This is a genomic window from Rhodanobacter soli, assembly GCF_039523495.1.
GTDB lineage: Bacteria > Pseudomonadota > Gammaproteobacteria > Xanthomonadales > Rhodanobacteraceae > Rhodanobacter > Rhodanobacter soli.
Window position 1 is genome coordinate 569130 of sequence record NZ_BAAAFK010000001.1, and the last position, 20304, is coordinate 589433.

16 protein-coding genes and 1 pseudogene are annotated in these 20304 nt (G+C 66.4%); 10 read left to right on the plus strand and 7 right to left on the minus strand.

What is annotated here, in order from left to right:
• A pseudogene (locus ABD024_RS02420) lies at positions 1-406 on the minus strand (MFS transporter); the annotation flags it as partial.
• Positions 407-587: 181 nt separating this feature from the next.
• Between ABD024_RS02420 and ABD024_RS02425 the strand changes: the two are divergent.
• Positions 588-2321: a dipeptidyl-peptidase 3 family protein gene (locus tag ABD024_RS02425; protein ID WP_343849244.1), complete on the plus strand. Its 1734-nt coding sequence runs from the start codon at positions 588-590 to the stop codon at positions 2319-2321.
• A 10-nt stretch (positions 2322-2331) separates the two neighbouring features.
• On the opposite strand, the gene ABD024_RS02430 is transcribed toward ABD024_RS02425, so the two are convergent.
• Both ABD024_RS02430 and hemH read right to left on the minus strand, forming a co-directional pair.
• The gene (locus ABD024_RS02430) at positions 2332-3177 is read right to left on the minus strand and encodes an alpha/beta fold hydrolase (RefSeq protein ID WP_343849246.1); all 846 of its coding nucleotides are present in this window, start codon (positions 3175-3177) and stop codon (positions 2332-2334) included.
• Positions 3174-4229, minus strand: coding sequence for a ferrochelatase (hemH, locus tag ABD024_RS02435; RefSeq protein ID WP_343849248.1), 1056 nt, complete (start codon positions 4227-4229; stop codon positions 3174-3176). Before hemH ends, ABD024_RS02430 begins: the two co-directional genes overlap by 4 nt.
• Positions 4230-4319: 90 nt before the next feature.
• On the opposite strand from hemH, the gene ABD024_RS02440 reads away from it, so the two are divergent.
• The 4 genes from ABD024_RS02440 to tatC all read left to right on the plus strand — a co-directional run bounded on the left by ABD024_RS02440 (position 4320) and on the right by tatC (position 6518).
• Positions 4320-5009 carry a lipid-binding SYLF domain-containing protein gene (locus ABD024_RS02440; RefSeq protein WP_343849250.1) on the plus strand — a complete coding sequence of 230 codons (690 nt, stop codon included), beginning with the start codon at positions 4320-4322 and terminating at the stop codon, positions 5007-5009.
• Between the two features lie 63 nt (positions 5010-5072).
• On the plus strand, positions 5073-5312 hold the full coding sequence (gene tatA, locus ABD024_RS02445; protein ID WP_343849252.1) for a twin-arginine translocase TatA/TatE family subunit: 240 nt from the start codon (positions 5073-5075) through the stop codon (positions 5310-5312).
• Between the two features lie 26 nt (positions 5313-5338).
• Positions 5339-5776 carry a Sec-independent protein translocase protein TatB gene (gene tatB, locus ABD024_RS02450; RefSeq protein WP_343849254.1) on the plus strand — a complete coding sequence of 146 codons (438 nt, stop codon included), beginning with the start codon at positions 5339-5341 and terminating at the stop codon, positions 5774-5776.
• Positions 5763-6518: a twin-arginine translocase subunit TatC gene (gene tatC / locus ABD024_RS02455; protein WP_343849256.1), complete on the plus strand. Its 756-nt coding sequence runs from the start codon at positions 5763-5765 to the stop codon at positions 6516-6518. The genes tatB and tatC overlap by 14 nt, the downstream gene beginning before the upstream one ends.
• A gap of 6 nt (positions 6519-6524) precedes the next feature.
• Here the strand turns inward: tatC and ABD024_RS02460 are convergent, their stop codons facing one another.
• Complete coding sequence (locus ABD024_RS02460) at positions 6525-8699, minus strand: primosomal protein N' (protein WP_343849258.1); 2175 nt, start codon at positions 8697-8699, stop codon at positions 6525-6527.
• A gap of 401 nt (positions 8700-9100) precedes the next feature.
• Positions 9101-10303, minus strand: coding sequence for a DUF3667 domain-containing protein (locus ABD024_RS02465; RefSeq protein ID WP_343849260.1), 1203 nt, complete (start codon positions 10301-10303; stop codon positions 9101-9103).
• Positions 10304-10410: 107 nt separating this feature from the next.
• Here ABD024_RS02465 and ABD024_RS02470 point away from each other — a divergent pair, with 107 nt between their 5' ends.
• Together ABD024_RS02470 and sppA are read left to right on the plus strand one after the other, a co-directional pair.
• Positions 10411-11796, plus strand: coding sequence for an MATE family efflux transporter (locus tag ABD024_RS02470; protein WP_343849263.1), 1386 nt, complete (start codon positions 10411-10413; stop codon positions 11794-11796).
• 40 nt (positions 11797-11836) lie between these two features.
• Positions 11837-13717 carry a signal peptide peptidase SppA gene (sppA, locus tag ABD024_RS02475; protein ID WP_343849265.1) on the plus strand — a complete coding sequence of 627 codons (1881 nt, stop codon included), beginning with the start codon at positions 11837-11839 and terminating at the stop codon, positions 13715-13717.
• Between the two features lie 30 nt (positions 13718-13747).
• On the opposite strand, the gene ABD024_RS02480 is transcribed toward sppA, so the two are convergent.
• Positions 13748-13957, minus strand: a complete 210-nt coding sequence (locus ABD024_RS02480) for a hypothetical protein (protein ID WP_343849267.1) — start codon at positions 13955-13957, stop codon at positions 13748-13750.
• Positions 13958-14059: 102 nt separating this feature from the next.
• Between ABD024_RS02480 and ABD024_RS02485 the strand changes: the two genes are divergently transcribed.
• Entirely contained in the window at positions 14060-14842 is a 783-nt protein-coding gene (locus tag ABD024_RS02485; RefSeq protein WP_343849269.1) for an SDR family oxidoreductase, read from the plus strand.
• Positions 14843-14849: 7 nt separating this feature from the next.
• Here the strand turns inward: ABD024_RS02485 and ABD024_RS02490 are convergent, their stop codons facing one another.
• A complete protein-coding gene (locus ABD024_RS02490) occupies positions 14850-15788 on the minus strand; it encodes a DegV family protein (RefSeq protein WP_343849271.1) in 939 nt (312 codons plus the stop codon).
• A 210-nt stretch (positions 15789-15998) separates the two neighbouring features.
• Between ABD024_RS02490 and ABD024_RS02495 the strand changes: the two genes are divergently transcribed.
• Positions 15999-16790 carry an AMP nucleosidase gene (locus ABD024_RS02495; RefSeq protein WP_343849273.1) on the plus strand — a complete coding sequence of 264 codons (792 nt, stop codon included), beginning with the start codon at positions 15999-16001 and terminating at the stop codon, positions 16788-16790.
• 427 nt (positions 16791-17217) lie between these two features.
• Entirely contained in the window at positions 17218-20232 is a 3015-nt protein-coding gene (locus ABD024_RS02500) for a TonB-dependent receptor plug domain-containing protein (protein WP_343849275.1), read from the plus strand.
• Positions 20233-20304: the final 72 nt, after the last annotated feature.

Here is a 20304-nt window from a genome sequence, read left to right on the forward strand (position 1 = left end):
GCGTGATGTCGGCGATGTAGGCGTTGGCGGCGCTGAAACTGGCGGCGGTCATGCCCAGCAGGACGCGCGCGGCAAACAGCAGCCATAGCGTCGGTGCGAGGGCCAGCATCACGAAATCCACGGCGAGGCCGAGGTTGGAGATCAGGATCACCGGCCGCCGGCCGAAACGATCCGACAGCGCGCCTAGCACCGGCGAGAACACGAACTGCACGAGTGCGAACACGGTGCTGAAAATGCCCACCCACCATGCCGCATTTGCAATGCCGCCGCCGGCCAGCTGTTCCACCAGATGCGGCAGCACCGGGATGATGACGCCGTACGCCAGCATGTCCAGCAGCACGGTGACGTAGATGAAGGCCAGCGCGGCCCGATGGCGTGGTGCAGCGGGAGTCGGTGACGAGTCCATGGGCATGGCGGGGCGATGGAGAGGGCACGATAGCCGAACCGCGACCGAGCGGCATGTGCGCATGCTCGGGTGCCGCGCGGGCTGGCCCGGGCAGCACGATCGCGATGCAGTGCACACGGTTCACCGCGCGGCATGCCGCCATCACGCGATACCATGGGCCATCCCTCGTCAAGGAATCGCCATGGTCCGACGTCTGCTCCCCGTGTGCCTGCTGCTGGCGCTGGCCGCCTGTTCCTCCAACCACGACGCTCCCACCACGGCACCGGTATCGAAAGAGGAGCTTGCTCCGCTGCCGACCGGCAGCGCTGCCGCAGCGCCGACCAGCACGACGGCGTCGGCCGACGCCAGCGCCAGGGCGGCGGTGCAGAAACACCTGGCCGACTACGCCACGGTGAAGCTCAGCGCCGACCTGTCGAAGTTCGACGCGAGAGAGAAGAAGATGATCGCGCTGCTGGTCGAGGCGGCCGACAGCATGAACGCGCTGTACTGGCAGCAGGCGTGGGGCGACAAGGATGCGTTGCTGCAGAAGATCGGCGACCCGGCCATGCGCGAATTCGCCGAGATCAACTACGGCCCGTGGAACCGGCTGGACAACGACCGCCCGTTCGTCGACGGCATCGGCGCGCGCCCGGCGGGCGCGCAGTTCTATCCGGCCGACATGGGCAAGGCCGAGTTCGAGCAATCCACGCTGAAGGACAAGACCTCGCTGTACACCCTGCTGCGTCGCGACGCGCAGGGCCAGCTGATCAGCGTGCCCTACCACGAGGCATACAAGGCCGAGCTGGAGAAGACTGCCGGCCTGCTGCGTCAGGCCGCCAAGCTGGCAAAGGACCGCGACTTCCGCAAGTACCTCACGATGCGCGCCGATGCGCTGCAGAGTGACGACTACCAGGCCAGCGACTTCGCTTGGATGGACATGAAGAACAACCCGGTCGACATCGTGATCGGCCCGATCGAGACCTACGAGGACCAGCTGTACGGCTACAAGGCCAGCTACGAATCGTATGTACTGATCAAGGACCAGGCCTGGAGCAAGAAGCTGGCCCGCTTCGCCCAGTACCTGCCCGAACTGCAGCGCGGCTTGCCGGTGCCCGACCGTTACAAGGCGGAAAAGCCCGGCTCCGATGCCGACCTCAACGCCTACTTCGCGATCTACTACGGCGGCGACGCCAACGTCGGCGCCAAGACCATCGCGATCAACCTGCCCAACGACGAGCAGGTGCAGCTGAAGAAGGGCACGCGCCGGCTGCAGCTGGAAAACGTGATGCAGGCGAAGTTCGACCAGATCATGCTGCCGATCGCCAAGGAGCTGATCGCCGAGGACCAGCAGCAGAACCTCACCTTCGACGCGTTCTTCCAGAACACCATGTTCCACGAAGTGGCGCACGGCCTCGGCATCAAGAACACACTGGACGGCAAGGGCACCGTGCGCAAGGTGCTGAAGGATCAGGCCTCCAGTTTCGAGGAAGGCAAGGCCGACATCCTCGGCCTGTACATGGTCAGCAAGCTGGCCGAGAAGGGCGAGCTGGACAAGTCGAAGCTGATGGACAACTACGTCACCTTCCTCGCCGGCATCCTGCGCTCGGTGCGCTTCGGCGCCAGCGACGCGCACGCCAAGGCGAACATGGTGCGCTTCAACTTCTTCAAGCAGCAGGGTGCGTTCAGCCGCGACGAAAACACTGGCCGCTACCGCGTCGACTTCGACAAGATGACTGCGGCGATGAGCGCGTTGTCGGCCAAGCTGCTGACCATCCAGGGCGACGGCGACTACGAAGCCGCCAAGCAACTTACCGACCAGATGGGTGCCGTCGACGCCGAACTGGCCGGCGACCTGAAGCGACTGGACCAGGCGCACATTCCGGTCGACATCCGCTTCGAGCAGGGGCTCGACGTGCTGGGGTTGAAGAAGCCCTGAGGCGGCAGCGTCACGTCGCCGCGTCGATCCACGCGGCGACGTCGGCTGGATGCTCGAGATGCAGGTGGTGGCCGCCGGCCAGATGGCTGACACGGATGTTCGCGACGCAATCGGCGCGGGCCTGCATCGGGGCGCTGGGCAGGTAGGAGGTGGCCGGTTGCGCCAGCAGCAGGGCGGTGGGTGCGGCGATTCCGCGCAGCAGCGCGTGCACCTGCGCTTCGGCCAGGCGCACCGCGCTGGGGCGGGTCAGCCGCGGGTCGCTGCGCCAGCGCCAGCCGCCATCGGCTTCGACCAGACCACGCTCGACGATCGGCAGCGCCAGCTCGGCGGGCAGTCCGCTGGCCATGCTGCGGGCGGCGACCGCCTGGGCGACGTCGCGGAATATTCGCAGCGGCTTGGCGTTGTCGCCACGCGGCGCCAGCGCATCGCGGAAGCGCTGCAGCGTATGCGAGCCGTCGTCGCCGAGCGGGCCGAGACCCTCGATCAGCAGCAGCCGCTCGATCCGCGCGGGCGAGGCGGCCGCGACCAGTGCGGCGATGCCGGCGCCCAGCGAATGGCCGAGCAGGCTGTAGCGATCCAACTGCAGCGCGTCGGCCGCGGCCAGCACGACCTGCACGTAGTCGAGGTAGTGATAACTGGCACCGGCGACCAGATGATCGGAGTGGCCGTGACCGGGCAGGTCCAGCGCGATCACCCGGTAGCGCGTGGCCAGCCGCGGCGCCAGCCGGGCGAAGCTGCCGGCGTTGTCGAGCCAGCCGTGCAAGGCCACCAGCGGCGGCAGCGTGTCGTCGCCCCAGACCTGCGCGGCCAGTTCCAGGTGCGGCAAGGTGATGGGGCACTCGACGGGTGTCGTCACGCGCCGGCTTCCGGCCAGCCACCCAGGTGCCGGCGCGCCAGCGCGGCGAGGCTGGCCACCTGTTCGGCGCTGTCGTTCAGTGCGGGGATGTAGCGCAGCGTCTCGCCACCGGCCGTGGTGAAGAAGTCGCGGTTCTGCATCGCGATCTCCTCCAGCGTCTCCAGGCAGTCCACCGCGAAGCCGGGGCAGGCGACGTCGAGTTTGCGCACGCCATCGGCGGCCAGCTGGCGCACGGTGGCGTCGGTGTACGGCTGCAGCCAGCGCTCGCGGCCCACCCGCGACTGGAAGCTGACGAGCATCTCGCCCTCGCCCAACTGCAGTCGCCCGCGCAGCAGCTTCGCGGTGCGTTGGCATTGTTCCGCGTAGGGATCGCCGAGTCGCACGTAACGCTCGGGAATGCCGTGGAACGACAGCAGCAGCTTTTCGCCGCGGCCGTTCACCGCCCACCAGCGCTCGATGCTGGCCGCCAGCGCGTCGATGTGGCCGAGGTCGTCGTGGTAGTCGTTGACGATGCGCAGCTCCGGCGGCCAGCGCAGTGCCTTGAAGGCGTCGGCGACCGCGTCGATCACCGAGCCGGTCGAGGTCGCGGAATACTGCGGATACAGCGGCAGCACCAACAGCCGGCGCACGCCTTCGCGCTGCAAGCGGCCGATGGTCTGCGCCACCGACGGTTCGCCATAGCGCATCGCCAGCGCCACCCGCAGCGTGCCGGGCTGCTGCCGGTCCAGTTCGGCCTGCAGGCCGGCCGCCAGTGCCTCGCTGCCGTAGCGCAGCGGCGAGCCGCGTTCGTTCCAGATCCGCGCGTAGGCATGCGCCGAGCGTCGCGGCCGCACGCGCAGGATCACCCCGTGCAGGATCAGCCACCACAGCCAGCGCGGATAGTCGATCACCCGTGAATCGCCCAGGAATTCAGCCAGATACGGCCGCACGGCGTTGGCGCTGGGGGCGGTCGGCGTACCCAGGTTGACCAGCAGCACGGCTGCCTGAACGGACTGAACGGACGGCGCATCGGAATGGCCGGCAACGCCGGTATAGTTGCTGCTGTGTGGCATCGTGACAGTCGTGGCCATATCAGCCGTGGAGTCTGCCACAAGCCCGGCGTACTGCGTCGCGTCCTTCCCCGAACCCGTGTGGAGCTGCCCATGTTGAAGACATCCCTGCAACGTCTGCTGCTGACCGGCCTGGCCCTGCTGTTGCCGGCGATGGCCGCACACGCCGAGGATCCGCCGCTGGTGCGCGCCACCAACGCCGTGCGCGTGCTCAACGACATCATGCAGGCGCCGGACAAGGCGATCCCGAAGGATTTGCTGCAGAACGCCAGGGCGATCGCGGTGATCCCGGACATGATCAAGGCCGGCTTCATCTTCGGCGGCCGTCGCGGCGAAGGCCTGATCTCGGTGAAGGGCGCCGACGGCACCTGGTCCAATCCCAGCTTCATCACCATGACCGGTGGCAGCGTGGGCTTCCAGGCCGGCGTGTCGTCGACCGACGTGATCCTGGTGTTCCGCACCCAGCGCGGCGTGGATTCGATCGTCAACGGCAAGTTCACCCTCGGCGCCGACGCGTCCGCCGCGGCCGGCCCGGTCGGGCGTACCGCCAGCGCCGCCACCGACGCGCAGATGAAGGCTGAGATCTACTCCTATTCGCGCACCCGCGGCCTGTTCGCCGGGGTGGCGCTGGACGGTTCGGCGCTGCGCATCGACTATGATGCGAACGCGGCGGTGTATGGCGCGGGCATCACGCCGCGGCGCATCTTCGAGGGTGGCGTCAGCAACGTGCCGGCGCCCGTGGTCGACTTTCGCGACCGGCTCGAAGAGTACACTTCACGCTGATACGGAAAGGCCGGCGCGCGCTGCGCGATGGGTTTCCGGTTCCATCCGTTTCCGAGGTAGCACATGAGCATCTGGCATCTGGTAATCCTGCTGGTCGTGGTGGTGGTGATCTTCGGCACCGGCAAGCTGCGCAACATCGGCTCCGACCTTGGCAATGCCATGCGCGACTTCAAGAAAGGCCTCAGCGGCGACGAGGACGAGGCCAAGCGCAAGGAAGAAGCCGAGCGCCTGCGCGCCGATCCTCCCGCCAGCCCCGCTGACAAGGCGACGCAGAGTCAGCGCGACTCCAGCGACTCGAAGTAGGCCTCGGCGACGGGCGCGTTGCGGCGATGATCGAGATCAGCTTCGGCAAGCTGGTGCTGCTCGCGCTCATCGCGCTGATCGTGCTCGGCCCGGAAAAACTGCCGGGCGTGGCGCGTACCGCCGGCGCTCTGCTGCGGCGCATGCGCAGTGGCTGGGACGACGTGCGCGCCGAAGTGGAGCGCGAATTGCAGATCGAGGAAATCAAGCGCAACGCCCGCGAGGTCGCGGCGCGCGCGGAGGCGGCGCAGGTGGAACTGGATGCCACCCTGCAACAGGTGCGCGACGTGCAGAATGCCGCGCCTGCGCGCGCTGAAGCGGTGGCGGACGAGGTGGCGGCAGTCACCGACCCCGCCACCGAAGCCACGGCCGCGGACGAGCCGGACACCACCACCGGCGACCTGTTCGCCGGCATGAGCGGCCCGGCCTCGACGGCACCGAAGGAACCGCCGCATGGCCACGCCTGAACCCGACATCGACCTGCAGCAGGGGCTGTTCTCGCACCTGCTGGAACTGCGCACGCGCCTGCTCAAGGCCTGCGCCACCGTGCTGGTGGTGCTGCTGGCGCTGGTGCCGTTCGCCAACCGCCTGTACACGGAACTGGCCGCGCCGCTGGTGGCGCGGCTGCCCGAGGGTGCGCACCTGATCGCCACCGAGGTCGCCAGCCCGTTCGTCACCCCGCTGAAACTGGCGTTCTACGCAGCGCTGTTCATCAGCATGCCGATGATCCTGTATCAGCTGTGGGCCTTCGTCAGCCCGGGACTGTACAAGCACGAGAAACGGCTGGCCCGGCCGCTGCTCGCCGCGGCGCTGGTGCTGTTCTACATCGGCTGCGCGTTCGCCTATTTCCTGGTGTTGCCGGCGGCGTTCCGCTTCCTCACCGCGGTCACGCCGCAGGGGGTGGAGATGATGACCGACATCACCCACTACCTCGATTTCGTGATGCTGATGTTCTTCGCGTTCGGGCTGTGCTTCGAGGTGCCGGTAGCGGTGGTGGTGCTCGCCGCGATGGGCATTGTCGACGTGCACAAGCTGCGCAGCAGCCGGCGCTACGCCATCGTCGGCGCGTTTGCGATCGCCGCCTTCATCACCCCGCCGGACATCACCTCGATGATCATGCTGGCGGTGCCGATGTGCCTGCTCTACGAGCTGGGCGTGCTGGCGGTGAGCTGGCTGGTGAAGCCGGTGGCGAAACCCGATGCCGGCTGAGCCGGCTCAGTAAAGATCGATCGGGTCGACATCCAGCGACCAGCGCACCTTGCGTGCCGCCGGCAGCGCGATCAGCGCCAGCTGCCATGAGCGCAGCATGCCGTGCAGCGTGCGGCGGTTGCTGGCTTCCAGCAGCAGCTGGCCGCGATGCCGGCCCGCGCGCAACGGCATCGGCGCCGGCATCGGCCCGGCGATCTGCAACTGCGCGTTGACCGGCAGCGCGGCGTGTGCTGCGGCCAGAAACGCATCGACCTGTTCGCGCTGCGGTGCCTCGGCACGCAGCAGCACCTGGTGGCTGTACGGCGGCAGCTGGATCAGCCGGCGCTCGGCCAGCAGCTCGCGCGCTGCGGCAGCATAACCCTGCGCCAGCAGGCTGCGCAGCAGCGGATGTTCCGGCTGGTGCGTCTGCAGTACCACGCGGCCTGGCTTGCGCGCGCGCCCGGCACGGCCGGCCACCTGCACCACCAGCTGCGCCAATCGCTCGGCGGCGCGAAAATCCACGCTGTGCAGGCCCTCGTCCACGCCCACGATCGCGACCAGGGTGAGGTTGGGCAGGTCGTGGCCCTTGGCCAGCATCTGGGTGCCGACCAGGATTGCCGGCTGGTCGTCCTTGAGCGTGGCCAGCAGTTGCTCGAACGCGTCGCGGCGGCGGGTGGTCTCGCGATCGACGCGCAGCACCGGCACCTGCGGGAACTGCGCGAGCAGCGCTTCCTCCAGCCGCTCGGTGCCCTGGCCCTGCGGCTTCAGGTCGCCGGCGCCGCAGGTCGGGCAGACGGCGGGCAGGCGCTGGCGATAGTCGCAGTGGTGGCAGATCAGCTGGCGCCGGCCCGCGTGCAGGGTCAGCGGGCGGTCGCAGCGCGGGCAGCCGGCGTGCCAGCCGCAGGCGTGGCACAGCAGCACCGGCGCGTAGCCGCGGCGGTTGCGGAACACCAGCGCCTGTTCGCCGCGCGCCACCGTATCGGCCACGGCGCCGAGCAGCGCCGGCGACATGCCGTGTTCCAGCCGCTGCGCGCGCATGTCGATGATCTGCACCTGCGGCGGTCGGATCGCGCCGGGTCGGGCGCGCAGGTGCAAGGTGCGGTAGCGGCCGGCCTCGGCATTCGCCAGCGATTCCAGCGAGGGCGTGCCCGAGCCCAGCAGCACCGGCACGCCGAGCGCGCGGGCGCGTACCAGAGCCAGGTCGCGGGCGTGGTAGCGGAAGCCTTCCTGCTGCTTGTAGGCGCTGTCGTGTTCCTCGTCGACGATGATCAGGCCGGCTTGCGGCAGCGGCGTGAACACCGCCGAACGGGTGCCCAGGATCACCCGCGCGCTGCCGGCGCGGGCGCGCAGCCAGGCCCGCGCGCGGTCGCCTTCGGACAGATTCGAGTGCAGCACCTCGACGATCACGCCGAGCCGTTCGCGCAGGCGCCGCACTGTCTGCGGGGCGAGTCCGATCTCCGGCACCAGCAGCAGCGCCTGCTTGCCTTGCGCCAGCACCTGCTCGATCAGCGCCAGGTAGACCTCGGTCTTGCCGCTGCCGGTGACGCCATCGAGCAGGAACGGCTGGTATTGGCCGAGACAGGCACCGACCGCGGCCACCGCCTGCTGTTGTTCGTCGTTGAGTTGCGGTGCTGTCGAGGGCGGCAGCGGACGATCGCGCGGCGGCCGTTCGCTGCGTTCGAGCAGGCCGGCCGTGGCCAGCCGGCGCGCCGCGTCGCGCCAGCCGGGCTGGCGTTCGCTCAGCTCCTGCGCACTCAACGCGCCGGCAGCCAACAGGGCCAGCAAGGCCTTGCTGCCGCCGCGCCGGCTGCCGGCGTCGTGCGCGCTGCGGCCGGCGCCGGTGAGCGACCAGTATTCATCGCCGATCGGCGGCAGCGGTTTCGCCTCGCGCAGGGCCAGCGGCAGGGCATTGGCGTAGGCCTCGCCCGGCGCACCGAGCCAGTAGTCGGCGGCCCAGGCCAGGGTCTGCATCAGCTCGGCATCGAGCAGCGCGTGGTCGTCGAGCAGTCGCAGCACTTGCTTCAGCCGGCTGTTGCCGAGCGCCGTCTCGGCGTCGATGGCCACCACCACGCCGACCAGCCGACCGCGGCCGAACGGCACCAGCACCCGGCTGCCCACGCAGGGCTCACCCCCCGCGGGTGGCAGGTAGTCGAACAGGGTGGGCAGGGGTACCGGCAGGGCGACGCGAAGGACGGCGGGCATGAGCTACCTCGTGGCGGGCCAGTGTAACTGCGGCGTCCCGCGGGCCTCACGTTTCGCTAGCTGCGGTGGCAGGTGAATCGCGTCGAGCGAGTTGCGTGACCTTGCTGCCCGGTTATCGAGGAGTCGCGGGTAAGTGGCTATCCCCGGGGGGTTTTTGCGCTTATCCACAATAGCTGTGGATAAGTCTGTGGATGCAGCGGGGAGGGGGGGCCTCAAAGCGCGTCGTGGCGCCTTTCACGACAGCCTGACGAGGTTTTGGTCACGTAAAAAAATCCTTTCACTTCAATGACCTGCAAATGACGTCCAGCCGCAGTTCACATAATTGACAAGCCGGCCCCGGCTGCCTTGACAGGCTCATGACGCTGTGCAAAACCCGCCACGCCGCCGGCCGGAAAGCGGCCTCAGTGGGCCATGCCAAGCGCTGCGGCGACCATCAGGGCGAACATCAGCAGCCAGACGTAGCACCAGCCGACGAACCAGAATTTCAGCAGGGTCATCGGCCAGCCCTGGTGGTAGACCCGTTTCTGCATCAGCAGCAGATAGGCCGGCAGCCACAATATCAGCGCTGCCTGCAGCCAGCCCAGCGTGGAACCGGCCCATGCTGCATGCGGCCGCAGCCAAGTCGACAGCATGCCGACGAGGGTGACCAGCAGCAGGGAGAGGAACATGAACGCGTGGCTGTGCAGGGCCACGATCAGGTGCTCCATGTACAACCGCCGGCGGAATATGTAGAACAGTTTCAGCAGGATCGCGAAGGCAGGGATCATCACGAACATGGTCGGCGGCAATGCGCTGAAGACGCCGTTGATCATGCGCTGCTTCGCCTCGGCGCTTGCCGCGGGATCGCCATGCTTGAAGGTTCGCCAATTCCGGTACGCCTGCTGGGCCAGCGCGGTCAGGCGAGCATTGACTGCGTCCGGCAGCCAGGCGATCTGTACGGGTTTCGACTCGCCCTTGGTCGCCTTGGGCAGGGCATCCCGCGGTTTCGTGTCGCCGGTGATGTTCACCGTCGCGGCTGCCGGTGGTGCGGCAAGCGAGGCTGCCGGCATGGGCGCCGCGCCGAGTACGGCAAGGCGCCGATTGGCTGCCTGACGCAGTTCCTGCTCGCCGACACGCGCTTGCTCCAATACGTTCGGCGGCAGCACGCCGGTGTCCCGGGCGCGCTGCAGGCCATCCAGCTCGTCCTGCAGCGCCTTGCGCACTTCGGCCGGGCTGGCGGCGGCCGCGATCGCGCTGCTGTCCACGCTTACCAAGGGACGGCCGTTCGCGGGAATCTTGTCGGCGACCTGGTCGATGGCCAGGTGGAACACGAAGAACGACAGCAGGCACAGCACGAACATCAGCCGGAACGGTGCGATGTAGCGCATCCGCCGGCCGGCGAAGTACTCCAGGGTCAGGAAGCCAGGCTTGAGCAGCAGCGGCGGCAGCGTGTGCACGATGCGGCTGTCGATGTGCAGCACCGTCTCGACGGTTTCCTCGACCATGTGGTGCATCGGCTTCAGCACGCTGTGGATCGACTGCCCGCATTCATGGCAGAACTCGCCCTGCATCGCGGCGCCGCAGTTGGCGCAGCGCAATCCTTCGTAACTGGTCAGCTGCTTCATCAAGGTCCCCGTCCACTGCAGCGGGGGATCTTCGCACAGGGCGGCAGTCGGGCGGGCGTGACCTATGGCTCAGGTAGAATGGCCGGCCCTGGAGTCAGCTGTCCCCCATGAAACCCTTCCGTCCCGAGCGCGCCCATCTGCTGCACGAGGTGCGCGCCACCGTGCGTCTCGCGTTGCCGCTGATCGCCGCGCAGTTGGCCGCGGTCGGCAGCAACGTGATCGACGCGGTGCTGGCCGGGCACGTCAGCGCGCACGTGCTGGGGGCGGTGGCGGTGGGCGCCAGCATCTGGTCGCTGGCGATCGTCAGCGGCATCGGCATGATGATGGCGGTGCCGCCGTCGGTGGCCCAGCTCGACGGCGCTGGCCGGCGCAGCGAGGTCGGTGCGGTGTTCCGTCAGGCGCTGTGGCTGGCGCTGGGCATGGGCGTGGTGCTGTGGTTCGCGGTGCGTCACGCGGAGCCGCTGATCGAGCTGATCGGGGTGACGGCGAGCCTGCGCCACGACGTGCAGCGCTTCCTGCTGGCGATCAGCTGGGGCGCGCCCGCGCTGACCTGCTACTTCGCGCTGCGCGGCCTGTCCGAGGGCCTGTCGCTGACCCGGCCGTCGATGTACTTCAGCCTCGGCGGCTTGGTGCTGCTGGTGCCGCTGGGCTACGTGCTGATGTTCGGCAAGCTTGGCATTCCGCCGCAGGGCGCGCACGGCTGCGGTGTGGCCACGGCGATCGTGCTGTGGCTGGAGATGCTGGCGTTCGGCGTCTATGTGATCTTCCGGCGCAATTATCGCGGGCTGGGCCTGTTCGATCGCTTCGAGTGGCCGGACCTGCGCCGGATCGGCCAGCTGGCGCACATCGGCCTGCCGATGGCAGTGACCCTGCTGGCCGAGGCCGGGTTGTTCGTGGCCACCGCGCTGATCATCGCCACGCTGGGCGAGGACGTGATCGCCAGCCACCAGGTGGCGATCAACATCGCCTCGCTGTTCTTCATGATCCCGCTCGGCCTGGCGATGGCGATCACCGTGCGCGTGGGCAATGCGGTGGGGCGCGGCGACGAACGCGGCGTGCGCTACGCGGGCTTGTGCGGGATCGGCCTGACCCTGGTCACCCAGCTGTTCTCGGCCGGCCTGATGCTGGGCCTGCCGCATGTCATCGCCTCGCTGTACACGCATGAGCCGAAGGTGATCGCGCTGGCCGCGCAGCTGATCATGCTGGCCGGGCTGTTCCAGTTCTCCGACGGCATCCAGGTCGCCGCCAACGGCGCGCTGCGCGGCCTCAAGGACACCCGCGTGCCGATGGCAATCACCTTGTTCGCGTACTGGATGATCGGCATGCCGGTGGGCTGGTGGCTGGCCTTCCATCACGGCATGGGCGCACGCGGGATGTGGATCGGTCTGATCGCCGGCCTGTCTGTTGCCGCCGTGATGCTGTTCATCCGCTTCTGGCGCAGCGCCTGGAAGCAGCGCTGGCGCCGCCACCTGCCGATGACCGCGCCGGCCTGACCGGCTACGCTTGACCCGACGATTCCGGATACCTGCCCACATGACGCTTCCACCACCGCCACCGCCCCGCCGCAACGGTTTCTGGGCCTTCCTGCGCGCACTCGGGCGCGGCATCAACGTGCTGCGGCTGGTGATCATCAACCTGGTGTTCTTCGGCGTGCTGTTCGTGCTGCTGTTGCTGCTGACCGCCGGGGTGGCCGGCAGCCGGATGGAGCGTGCGGTGCAGGACGACAGCGTGCTGGTGATCAGGCCGCAGGGCCAGCTGGTCGAGCAGTACAGCATCGAGCCACTGCAGCGCGCGCTGGCCGGCCTGTCCGGCGAGCAGCCGAAGCAGGTGCAGTTGCGCGACCTGGTTGGCGCGATCGACGCGGCAGCGAAGGACAAGCGGATCAGCCGCATCCTGCTGCTGCCGGACGAGCTGCAGGGCGGCGGCTTTGCCGCGTTGCGCGAGGTCGGCGCGGCGCTGGACCGCTTCCGCGCGGCGGGCAAGCCGGTGGTCGCGTGGGCGGTGAACCTGGACCAGGGCCAGTACTACCTGGCCGCGCATGCCGATCGCCTGCTGGTCGATCCGCAGGGCGGCGTGCTGATCACCGGGCTGGCCAACTACCGCCTGTTCTACAAGGACCTGCTGGACAAGCTCGGCGTCGACGTGCACCTGTTCCGTGTCGGCGAGTTCAAGAGCGCGGCCGAGCCGTACATCCTCGATCACGCCTCGGCCGAGGCGAAACAGGCCGACAGCTACTGGATGGGCGGCCTGTGGGATGGCTACCTCGCCGAAGTGGCGGCCATGCGCAAGCTGGATCCGGCGACGCTGCGCGACGACATCGACAACCTGCCGCAGCACATCGCCAGCACCCAGGGCAACCTGGCCCAGCTGGCGTTGAACAAGCACCTGGTCGATGGCCTGGCCACCCGCAGCGAACTGATTGCGATGATGCGCAAGGAAGGCGTGCCGGCCGACCGGAAAGGCCACAGTTTCCGCCAGGTCGAACTGGGCCGTTACGCGGCCGGCGTGCCACGCGACGGCGACCTGTTCGCGCCGGGCGTGGCGATCGTGGTGGCCGAGGGCGAGATCGCCGGTGGCAAGCGTGCGGCCGGTTCGATCGGCGGCGAATCCACCGCGGCGCTGATCCGCAGCGCGCGCGAGGATCGCAAGACCAAGGCGTTGGTGCTGCGGGTCAACTCGCCCGGCGGCGAGGTGTATGCGGCCGAGCAGATTCGTCGCGAGGTCGAGCTGACCCGCAGCGCGGGCATCCCGGTGGTGGTGTCGATGGGCGACGTGGCGGCCAGCGGCGGTTACTGGATCGCGATGAACGCCAATCGCATCTTCGCCGAGCCGAACACCATCACCGGTTCGATCGGCATCTTCGGCATGTACTACACGGTGCCGAACACGCTGGCCAAGCTCGGTATCCGCAGCGACGGCGTCGGCACCGGGCCGATGGCCGGCGCGTTCGACATCAGCCGTCCGCTCGATCCGAAGGTCGGCGCGGTGATCCAGGCGATCATCGACAGGGGCTACCGCGACTTCGTCGGCAACGTGGCGAAGGCACGCGGCAAGAGCTACGACGCGGTCGATGCAATCGCGCAAGGCCGTGTGTGGACCGGCCAGCAGGCGCTCGAGCGCGGCCTGGTCGACCAGCTCGGCGGGCTGCAGGCCGCCGTCGCCGATGCGGCCAACCTGGCCAAGTTGGGCCAGGGCTATCCGGTGCGCTACGTGGAGGCACCGCTGGGCGGCTTCGAGCGTTTCCTGATCGGCCTCAACCAGAACGCCGGCATGCACGTGTTGCGCTCGTGGGGCGTGCGCCTGCCGAACTGGTTCGCCCAGCTGCCCGCGCTGGCGCCGGAACTGCAGCTGTTGCGCAACGCGAAGGCCGGCACGCCGAACATCTACGCGGACTGCCTGTGCAGCCCGCGTTGAACCGGGTCCGCCACTGAGCGGAGGCGGGCCTTACTGTTCCTGCGCCTCGATCCGCTTGCGCTGCTCCTCGGCCTGCTTGTCGACGGCCTTCTGCACGTCCTTGGCGCGCTGCTCATCCGCCTTCAGCGCGTCGAACGGCGTGGCGGTGTCGGCCGCCACCGGTTTGGCCTGGGGTTCCGGCGGCTTGCTGGAACAGGCGCCGAGGGCAAGGATGCAGAGCAGGAGCGGCAGCGATTTCATGACGGTTCTCGCGCGGGATCGACCTGCCGAGTGTCCCGCCATGCCTGGCCGCAAGCAAGGCACCGCCTAGGCGCCGCGTGATCGACGCTTTAAGCTGCGCCCATGAACAGCCGCCTCGATGCCTGGCAACTGCAAGGCCACACCGCCCTGATCACCGGTGCCAGCAAGGGCATCGGCTACGCCACCGCGCGCGAGCTGGCCGGCCTCGGCGCCGACCTGCTGCTGGTGGCGCGCGACGAGGATTACCTCGAGCAGGTGCGGGTGGAACTGGCCGACGAATTCGCCGACGTCGACGTGCTGGCGTTCGGCGCGGACCTGGCCGAGGCGGAGGAGCGCCTGGCGGTGTTCGACTGGATCGCCGACCTGGCTGCGCCGGTATCGCTGCTGGTCAACAACGCCGGCGGCAACCAGCCCATGGCCACGCTGGACTATCGCGAAGAGGAATACCGCGCGATCTTCGAACAGAACCTGTTCTCCGCGTTCGAGATGTGCCGGCTGGCGCATCCGCAACTCGTGCAGCACGCGAACGCGGCGATCGTCAACGTGGGTTCGGTCTCGGCGGTGACGCACGTGCGCACCGGCTCGCCCTATGGCATGAGCAAGGCGGCGCTGCACCAGCTCACCCGCAACCTCGCCGCGGAGTGGGCGGTGGACGGCATCCGCGTCAACGCGGTGGCGCCGTGGTACATCCGCACCCAACGCACCGATCCCGCGCTGGCCGACGCCGATTACCTGGACGAGGTGCTCGAACGCACGCCGTTGAAGCGGATCGGCGAGCCCGAGGAAGTGGCTGCCGCGATCGCGTTCCTGTGCCTGCCGGCGGCCAGCTACATCACCGGCCAGGTGCTGGCGGTGGACGGCGGCTTCCTCAACTACGGGTTCTGAGCTGGCCTCAGAACTCGGCGACGTGTTCCTCGGCGGCAAAGCCCAGCGTCACCGCGCCTTCGCCCACGTTGACCATGCCGGTGATGCTCATCGGCGCTTCCATCAACTCGACGCCGCATTCCTCGCAGGCTTGGCGCAGTTCGATATAGCCGGGCAGGTGCGACAGCACGGCAAGGTCGCCGCCGTAGCTGACGCACACCATCGGCACCAGCAAACCGGCGCGTACCCGCTGTGCGGCGTAGTTGAACAGCACCTCGGCACCATGCTCGAACCCGCGTACCTTGCCGGCCGGGCCGGTGTCGCCGCGGAAGCAGCGCAGCAGCGGCTTGATGTCCAGCGCCGTACCGACCATCGCACTGAGCAGGCTGACGCTGCGGTCGCCCCGCTTCTTGATGCGGTTGCGCAGGTGAATCAGGTCGCGCGGCAACATGTAGCCGTAGCTGTGGTTGGCGATATAGGCAAGCCGCTCGCGAATCGTGGCCGGTGGCTCATCGGCGGCGATCAGCCGTGCCGCTTCGTAAATGGCCGGTGCGGTTCCCGCGAAGACATTGCGGGTGTCGATGACGCGCATCATGAACGGGCCGGGGATGGCAGCCTGTTCGCGCACCTGGCGATAGTTCTTGAGAATCCCGAAGCTGGCGCGGTTCACGTGTTCGTTGATCGGGCTGCGGGTGGAGGTGATGGTCAGACAGAACACGCAGTCCTGCTCCAGCACGAGCTTTTCGAGGAACAGCTTCTGCACCTCCTCCACCGGGCACGGCTCGGTTTCCGCCGAATGGCTGCGGCTGCCGAGCCGGCGGTCGATGAAGCGCTGAAGCTCTTCCGGCCTGCGGTCATCCATGAAGGTTTCGCTATCCAACTTCACGGTGATCGGCATGATCGAGACGTTGTGTTTCCGCAGGAACTCCTGCGACAAGTCGCAGGACGCATCAATGGCCAGGCCCATGCGCATCGCGTTTCCCCCGTCTGGAATGGCGGATCGAACATAACATGCGAAGAGGGGCCGTGGCGCCAGCCGGAAGTTGCCCGGATCGAAGCGCCTGGGCAGCCCGTTGGCCGCCCCGTCAGCGGCGAGCAGCCACTAATATGCGGTGACTACAGACATGGCATCCAGCTGGCGTGGCGTCGCCGGTAACGCGTACGAGTACCACTTTCCATGAAAAACAAGCAGGAAATCGTTTCCAACTGGCTGCCGCGCTATACCGGCACGGCGCTCGAACAATTCGGCGAGCACATTCTTCTGACCAACTTCGGTCATTACGTGGAACTGTTCGCGCAGTGGCACGGGGTGGAGGTGCAGGGCCGCGACCGACCGATGCCGAACGCCACCGTCGACGGCATCACCCTGATCAACTTCGGCATGGGCAGCCCCAATGCGGCCACCGTGATGGATCTGCTCGGCGCGATCGAACCCAAGGCTGCACTGTTCCTGGGCAAGTGCGGCGGCCTCAAGAAGAAGAACCAGCTTGGCGACCTGATACTGCCGATTGCCGCGATCCGCGGCGAAGGCACCAGCAACGACTACCTGCCGCCGGAGGTGCCGGCGCTGCCGGCGTTCCAGTTGCAGCGCGCGGTCTCCACCATGATCCGCGACCTCGGCCACGACTACTGGACCGGCACGGTGTACACCACCAACCGGCGCGTGTGGGAACACGACGACACCTTCAAGGACTACCTGCGGCGCACCCGCTGCATGGCGGTGGACATGGAGACGGCAACCATCTTTGCCGCCGGCTTCGCCAACCGGATCCCCTGTGGCGCGCTGCTGCTGGTGTCCGACCAGCCGATGATCCCGGAAGGGGTGAAGACCGAGGCGAGCGACCGCAACATCACCTCGCAGTTCGTCGAGGCACACATCAAGATCGGCATCGAGGCTCTCAAATTGGTGCGCCGCAACGGCCGCAGCGTGAAGCATCTGCGCTTCGAGACGGACGGAGAGGCCGAATAGCCGCGATTCAGTGGCGAGGCGGCTGGCGGAGGCCGGTTTGCCCTTCGGATAATCCAGACAGCAGCCTGCCAAAACAGTCTGAATCAACCCAAAGCGTAAGTTTTTACGGCACAAAATTTGTTGACAATATGTAAATACGGCGTAATAAATACGCGTCAGACCGGGCCGGCTGCATGAAGTTCAATGACAGGAATGGCCCTGCGTCGCGGTATCCGGGGCAGGGCAGTGGCAGTCGTGAATTGGCGGGTGTGCTGCGTGTTGACTGGCATTGTTGCCGGTCGCGGCATCAACCCGGATCGGAAGTTCCGTGGGTTTAGAAGTTCATTAGTCCAAGAGGCTGAATTGAGGTTTTGGGCAAAGGTTTTTCCGGCTCAAGCTCAAGGCCGTAGCCGATCGGAGCGTGTTAATTAATCGGGAGGGTGTTTTCATGAAACTTGGGGTCAAGAAACTTTCTTCGGCAGTTCGCTTGGCACTCTCGCTGGGCGCTGTCATCGCGGTAGGCGCTTCGAACGTGGCCTTCGCCCAAGACACGGGCAACCAGGACGCGGCCAATCAATCCAGCCAGAAAAAGGCAAAAACGCTACAGACCGTTGTGGTCACCGGCTCGCTGATTCGCCGCGTGGATGTGGAAACCTCCAACCCGGTGATCACCATAGATCGCGCCCAGATCGAGGCGACCGGCAAGATGACGCTGGGCGATCTGGTTCAGCAACTGCCCACCATGACCGGCGGCAACGTCAACCCACAGGTCAACAACGCGGGCGGCACGGGTGGTTCCAGTATCAACCTGCGCGGTCTTGGCTCCAACCGTACGTTGATCCTGGTCAACGGCCAGCGTGTGGTAAACACCGATCCGAACTCAATCCCCGCCAGCGCGATTGATCGCATCGAAGTGCTGACCGATGGCGCTTCGGCGACTTACGGTTCGGATGCGATTGGTGGCGTGGTCAACTTCATCCTTAAGAAGGATTACCAGGGCGCTCAGTTCACCGCCAATTACGGCGAATCCGACCGTCAGGATGGCCAGCAGAGCGGTTACAGCTTCACCTTCGGCCATACCTCCGACAAGGGCGGGATCATCGGCGGTATCGAGTACAACAAGCAGGATCAGATTATTGCCGGCAGCCGCGGCTTCTCGAAGAACTCGGTTTCGCTGTATGGCACGGTCAATACTCCCCCGACGGCCAATGTAGGCGGGTCATCGTCGTCGCCATACGGCCATATCCAGCTGCCTCCGGCTTTTGCGGGCTTGTTCCCTGCCACCGGTTGCGGCTTCATCGCACTCAACCCAGGCGGCAACAGCCAGGTGGTGAGCCCCGCCAACTATCACTGCTATGTAAACAACGGCCCAGCTAGCGACAAGTACAACTACGCCACGGTCAACCTGGTGCTGACCCCCCAGGAACGCACCAATGCGTTCGTCATGGGCACGTACGACATTTCCGACAATGTGTCGGCCTACATGAGTGCCTATTACAACAAGACCAGCTCGGCGTTCCAGCTGGCACCGGCGGTCTACGGCAGCCCGTATGGCGCAGATGTCTCGGCTAACAACTTCTACAACCCGTTCGGCGTGGAATACAAGCAAGGGCTGACCGCGTTCAATGCGCGCTTGGTCTCGGCCGGTAACCGTGCCGCCCAATTCGGTACCACTACCGGTCAGGTGAGCACGGGGTTCAAGGGCAATTTCGAGCTCATGGATCAGCAGTGGAACTGGGATGCTGGCCTTGATTACGGCCACATCAGCCAAGTCACCACCACCTTGGGTCTGCCCAATGGCAACAAGCTCTATACGGGCCCGTCGTACATGTACCAGGGGGCACTGAGCTGTTCGACGACCGCTGATGCTGCCAGTTCCTGCCCAACCGGCATCGGTCCGACTGAACTGGGTTTCAACCCGTTCGACTTGTTCTCGGCCAACTCCGTGGCTGCCTTGAAGAATGCCGCTGTGCCGGCCATCAGCAATCAATACACCCAGCAAAAGATCTGGCACGCCGGCGTTAATGGTGGTCTGTTCAACCTGCCTGCCGGTACGGTTCAGCTGGCCGTGGGTGCGGACTATCGCCAAGAGCACCTCACCTCGATAGTCGATCCGCTTTTGCAGCTTGACGTCAATCAAGGTACCTGCGTGCTGGGCAGCCAGTGCAGCTCCGGTCTGCGCGGTGGCTACAATGTGAAGGAGATTTATGCCGAGGCCTTCATACCGCTGCTAGCCGATATGCCGGGTGCGCAGTCGCTGAATCTGACCGTGGGCGATCGTTACTCCCGTATCAGCACCACGGGCAGCACCAACAACTTCAAGTTCGCATTGGAATGGAAGCCCATCAGCGACCTGTTGTTGCGTGGCACGATGGCCGAGGTCTACCGCGCACCCAATATCAACGAGCTCTACGGTGCCCCCGGCAACGATGCGCCGCTGGTCAATTTCGACCCATGCGACGGCTACACCGGCAATCCTGTCAACCCGGCCTGCGTCGGTGTACCTACCGATGGCACCTTCAAGAACCAGGCTGTGGCCTCCGGCACGCAGATCAATGCGATCACCGCCGGCTCGATCTACTCCGGGTTTAATGTAAAGCCGGAGCAGGGCAAGTCGTTTGACCTGGGTGCGGTCTACAGTCCGTCGTGGGCGCCGGGTCTGTCGACCACGGTTGATTTCTGGCATGTGTATCTGAACGACATCATCACCACGGTGGGTGCGCAGAGCGTGATCAACCTGTGCAGTGCCGGTCAGACCGACTATTGCCAGTTCATCCATCGCTTTGCCAGCGGTCCGAACCAGGGCCAGCTCGCCTCGAACTTCCTCGAGCCCACGGGCAATCTGGGCAGCACCAGCACCGGTGGCGTCGACTATTCATTGATCTACAAGCTGCCGCAGACGCCGATTGGCAACTTCACCGTGGGTCTCAACGCCACTTACCTGAAGTACTACAACCAGCAGACTGCGCCGGGTACGGAAGGCAACACGACGTATCACAATGCCGGCCATTTCCTGCCCTACGGTTCCGCCCAGTCGGCGGCCTGTCCCGACAACGCGGGCGTCTGCCTGTACCCGCGCTGGCGCGGTCAGGGCTTCGTCAACTGGCAGGACGGCGGCTGGTCAGCCTCGTGGCGCATGCGCTATATCGGCAAGTTCGCGCTGGGTTCGCCGAAGGTGTCGGATAACGTCTTCCCGGCCGGCACGTGCTATTACGATAGTCCCAGCAACCCCTGCACCATCCGTGGTGCGGTGATGAACTACGGCGCGACCATCTACAACGATGTGTCGATTGGCTACAACCTCGAGCCATTGAACACGCGCGTTGATTTTGGTGTCAACAACGTGTTCGACAAGCAGCCGCCGATCGTGTTCGCAAACAACTCGCTCAACGCGAACACCGATCCCAGCGATTTCGATCTGATTGGCCGCTATTTCTGGGCCCGTGTGACCGTGAAGTTCTAATAAAACGGTTCGCATGTTGTAACCTCAAGGGCCGCGTGAACTGATCACGCGGCCCTTTTCATGCCATGACTC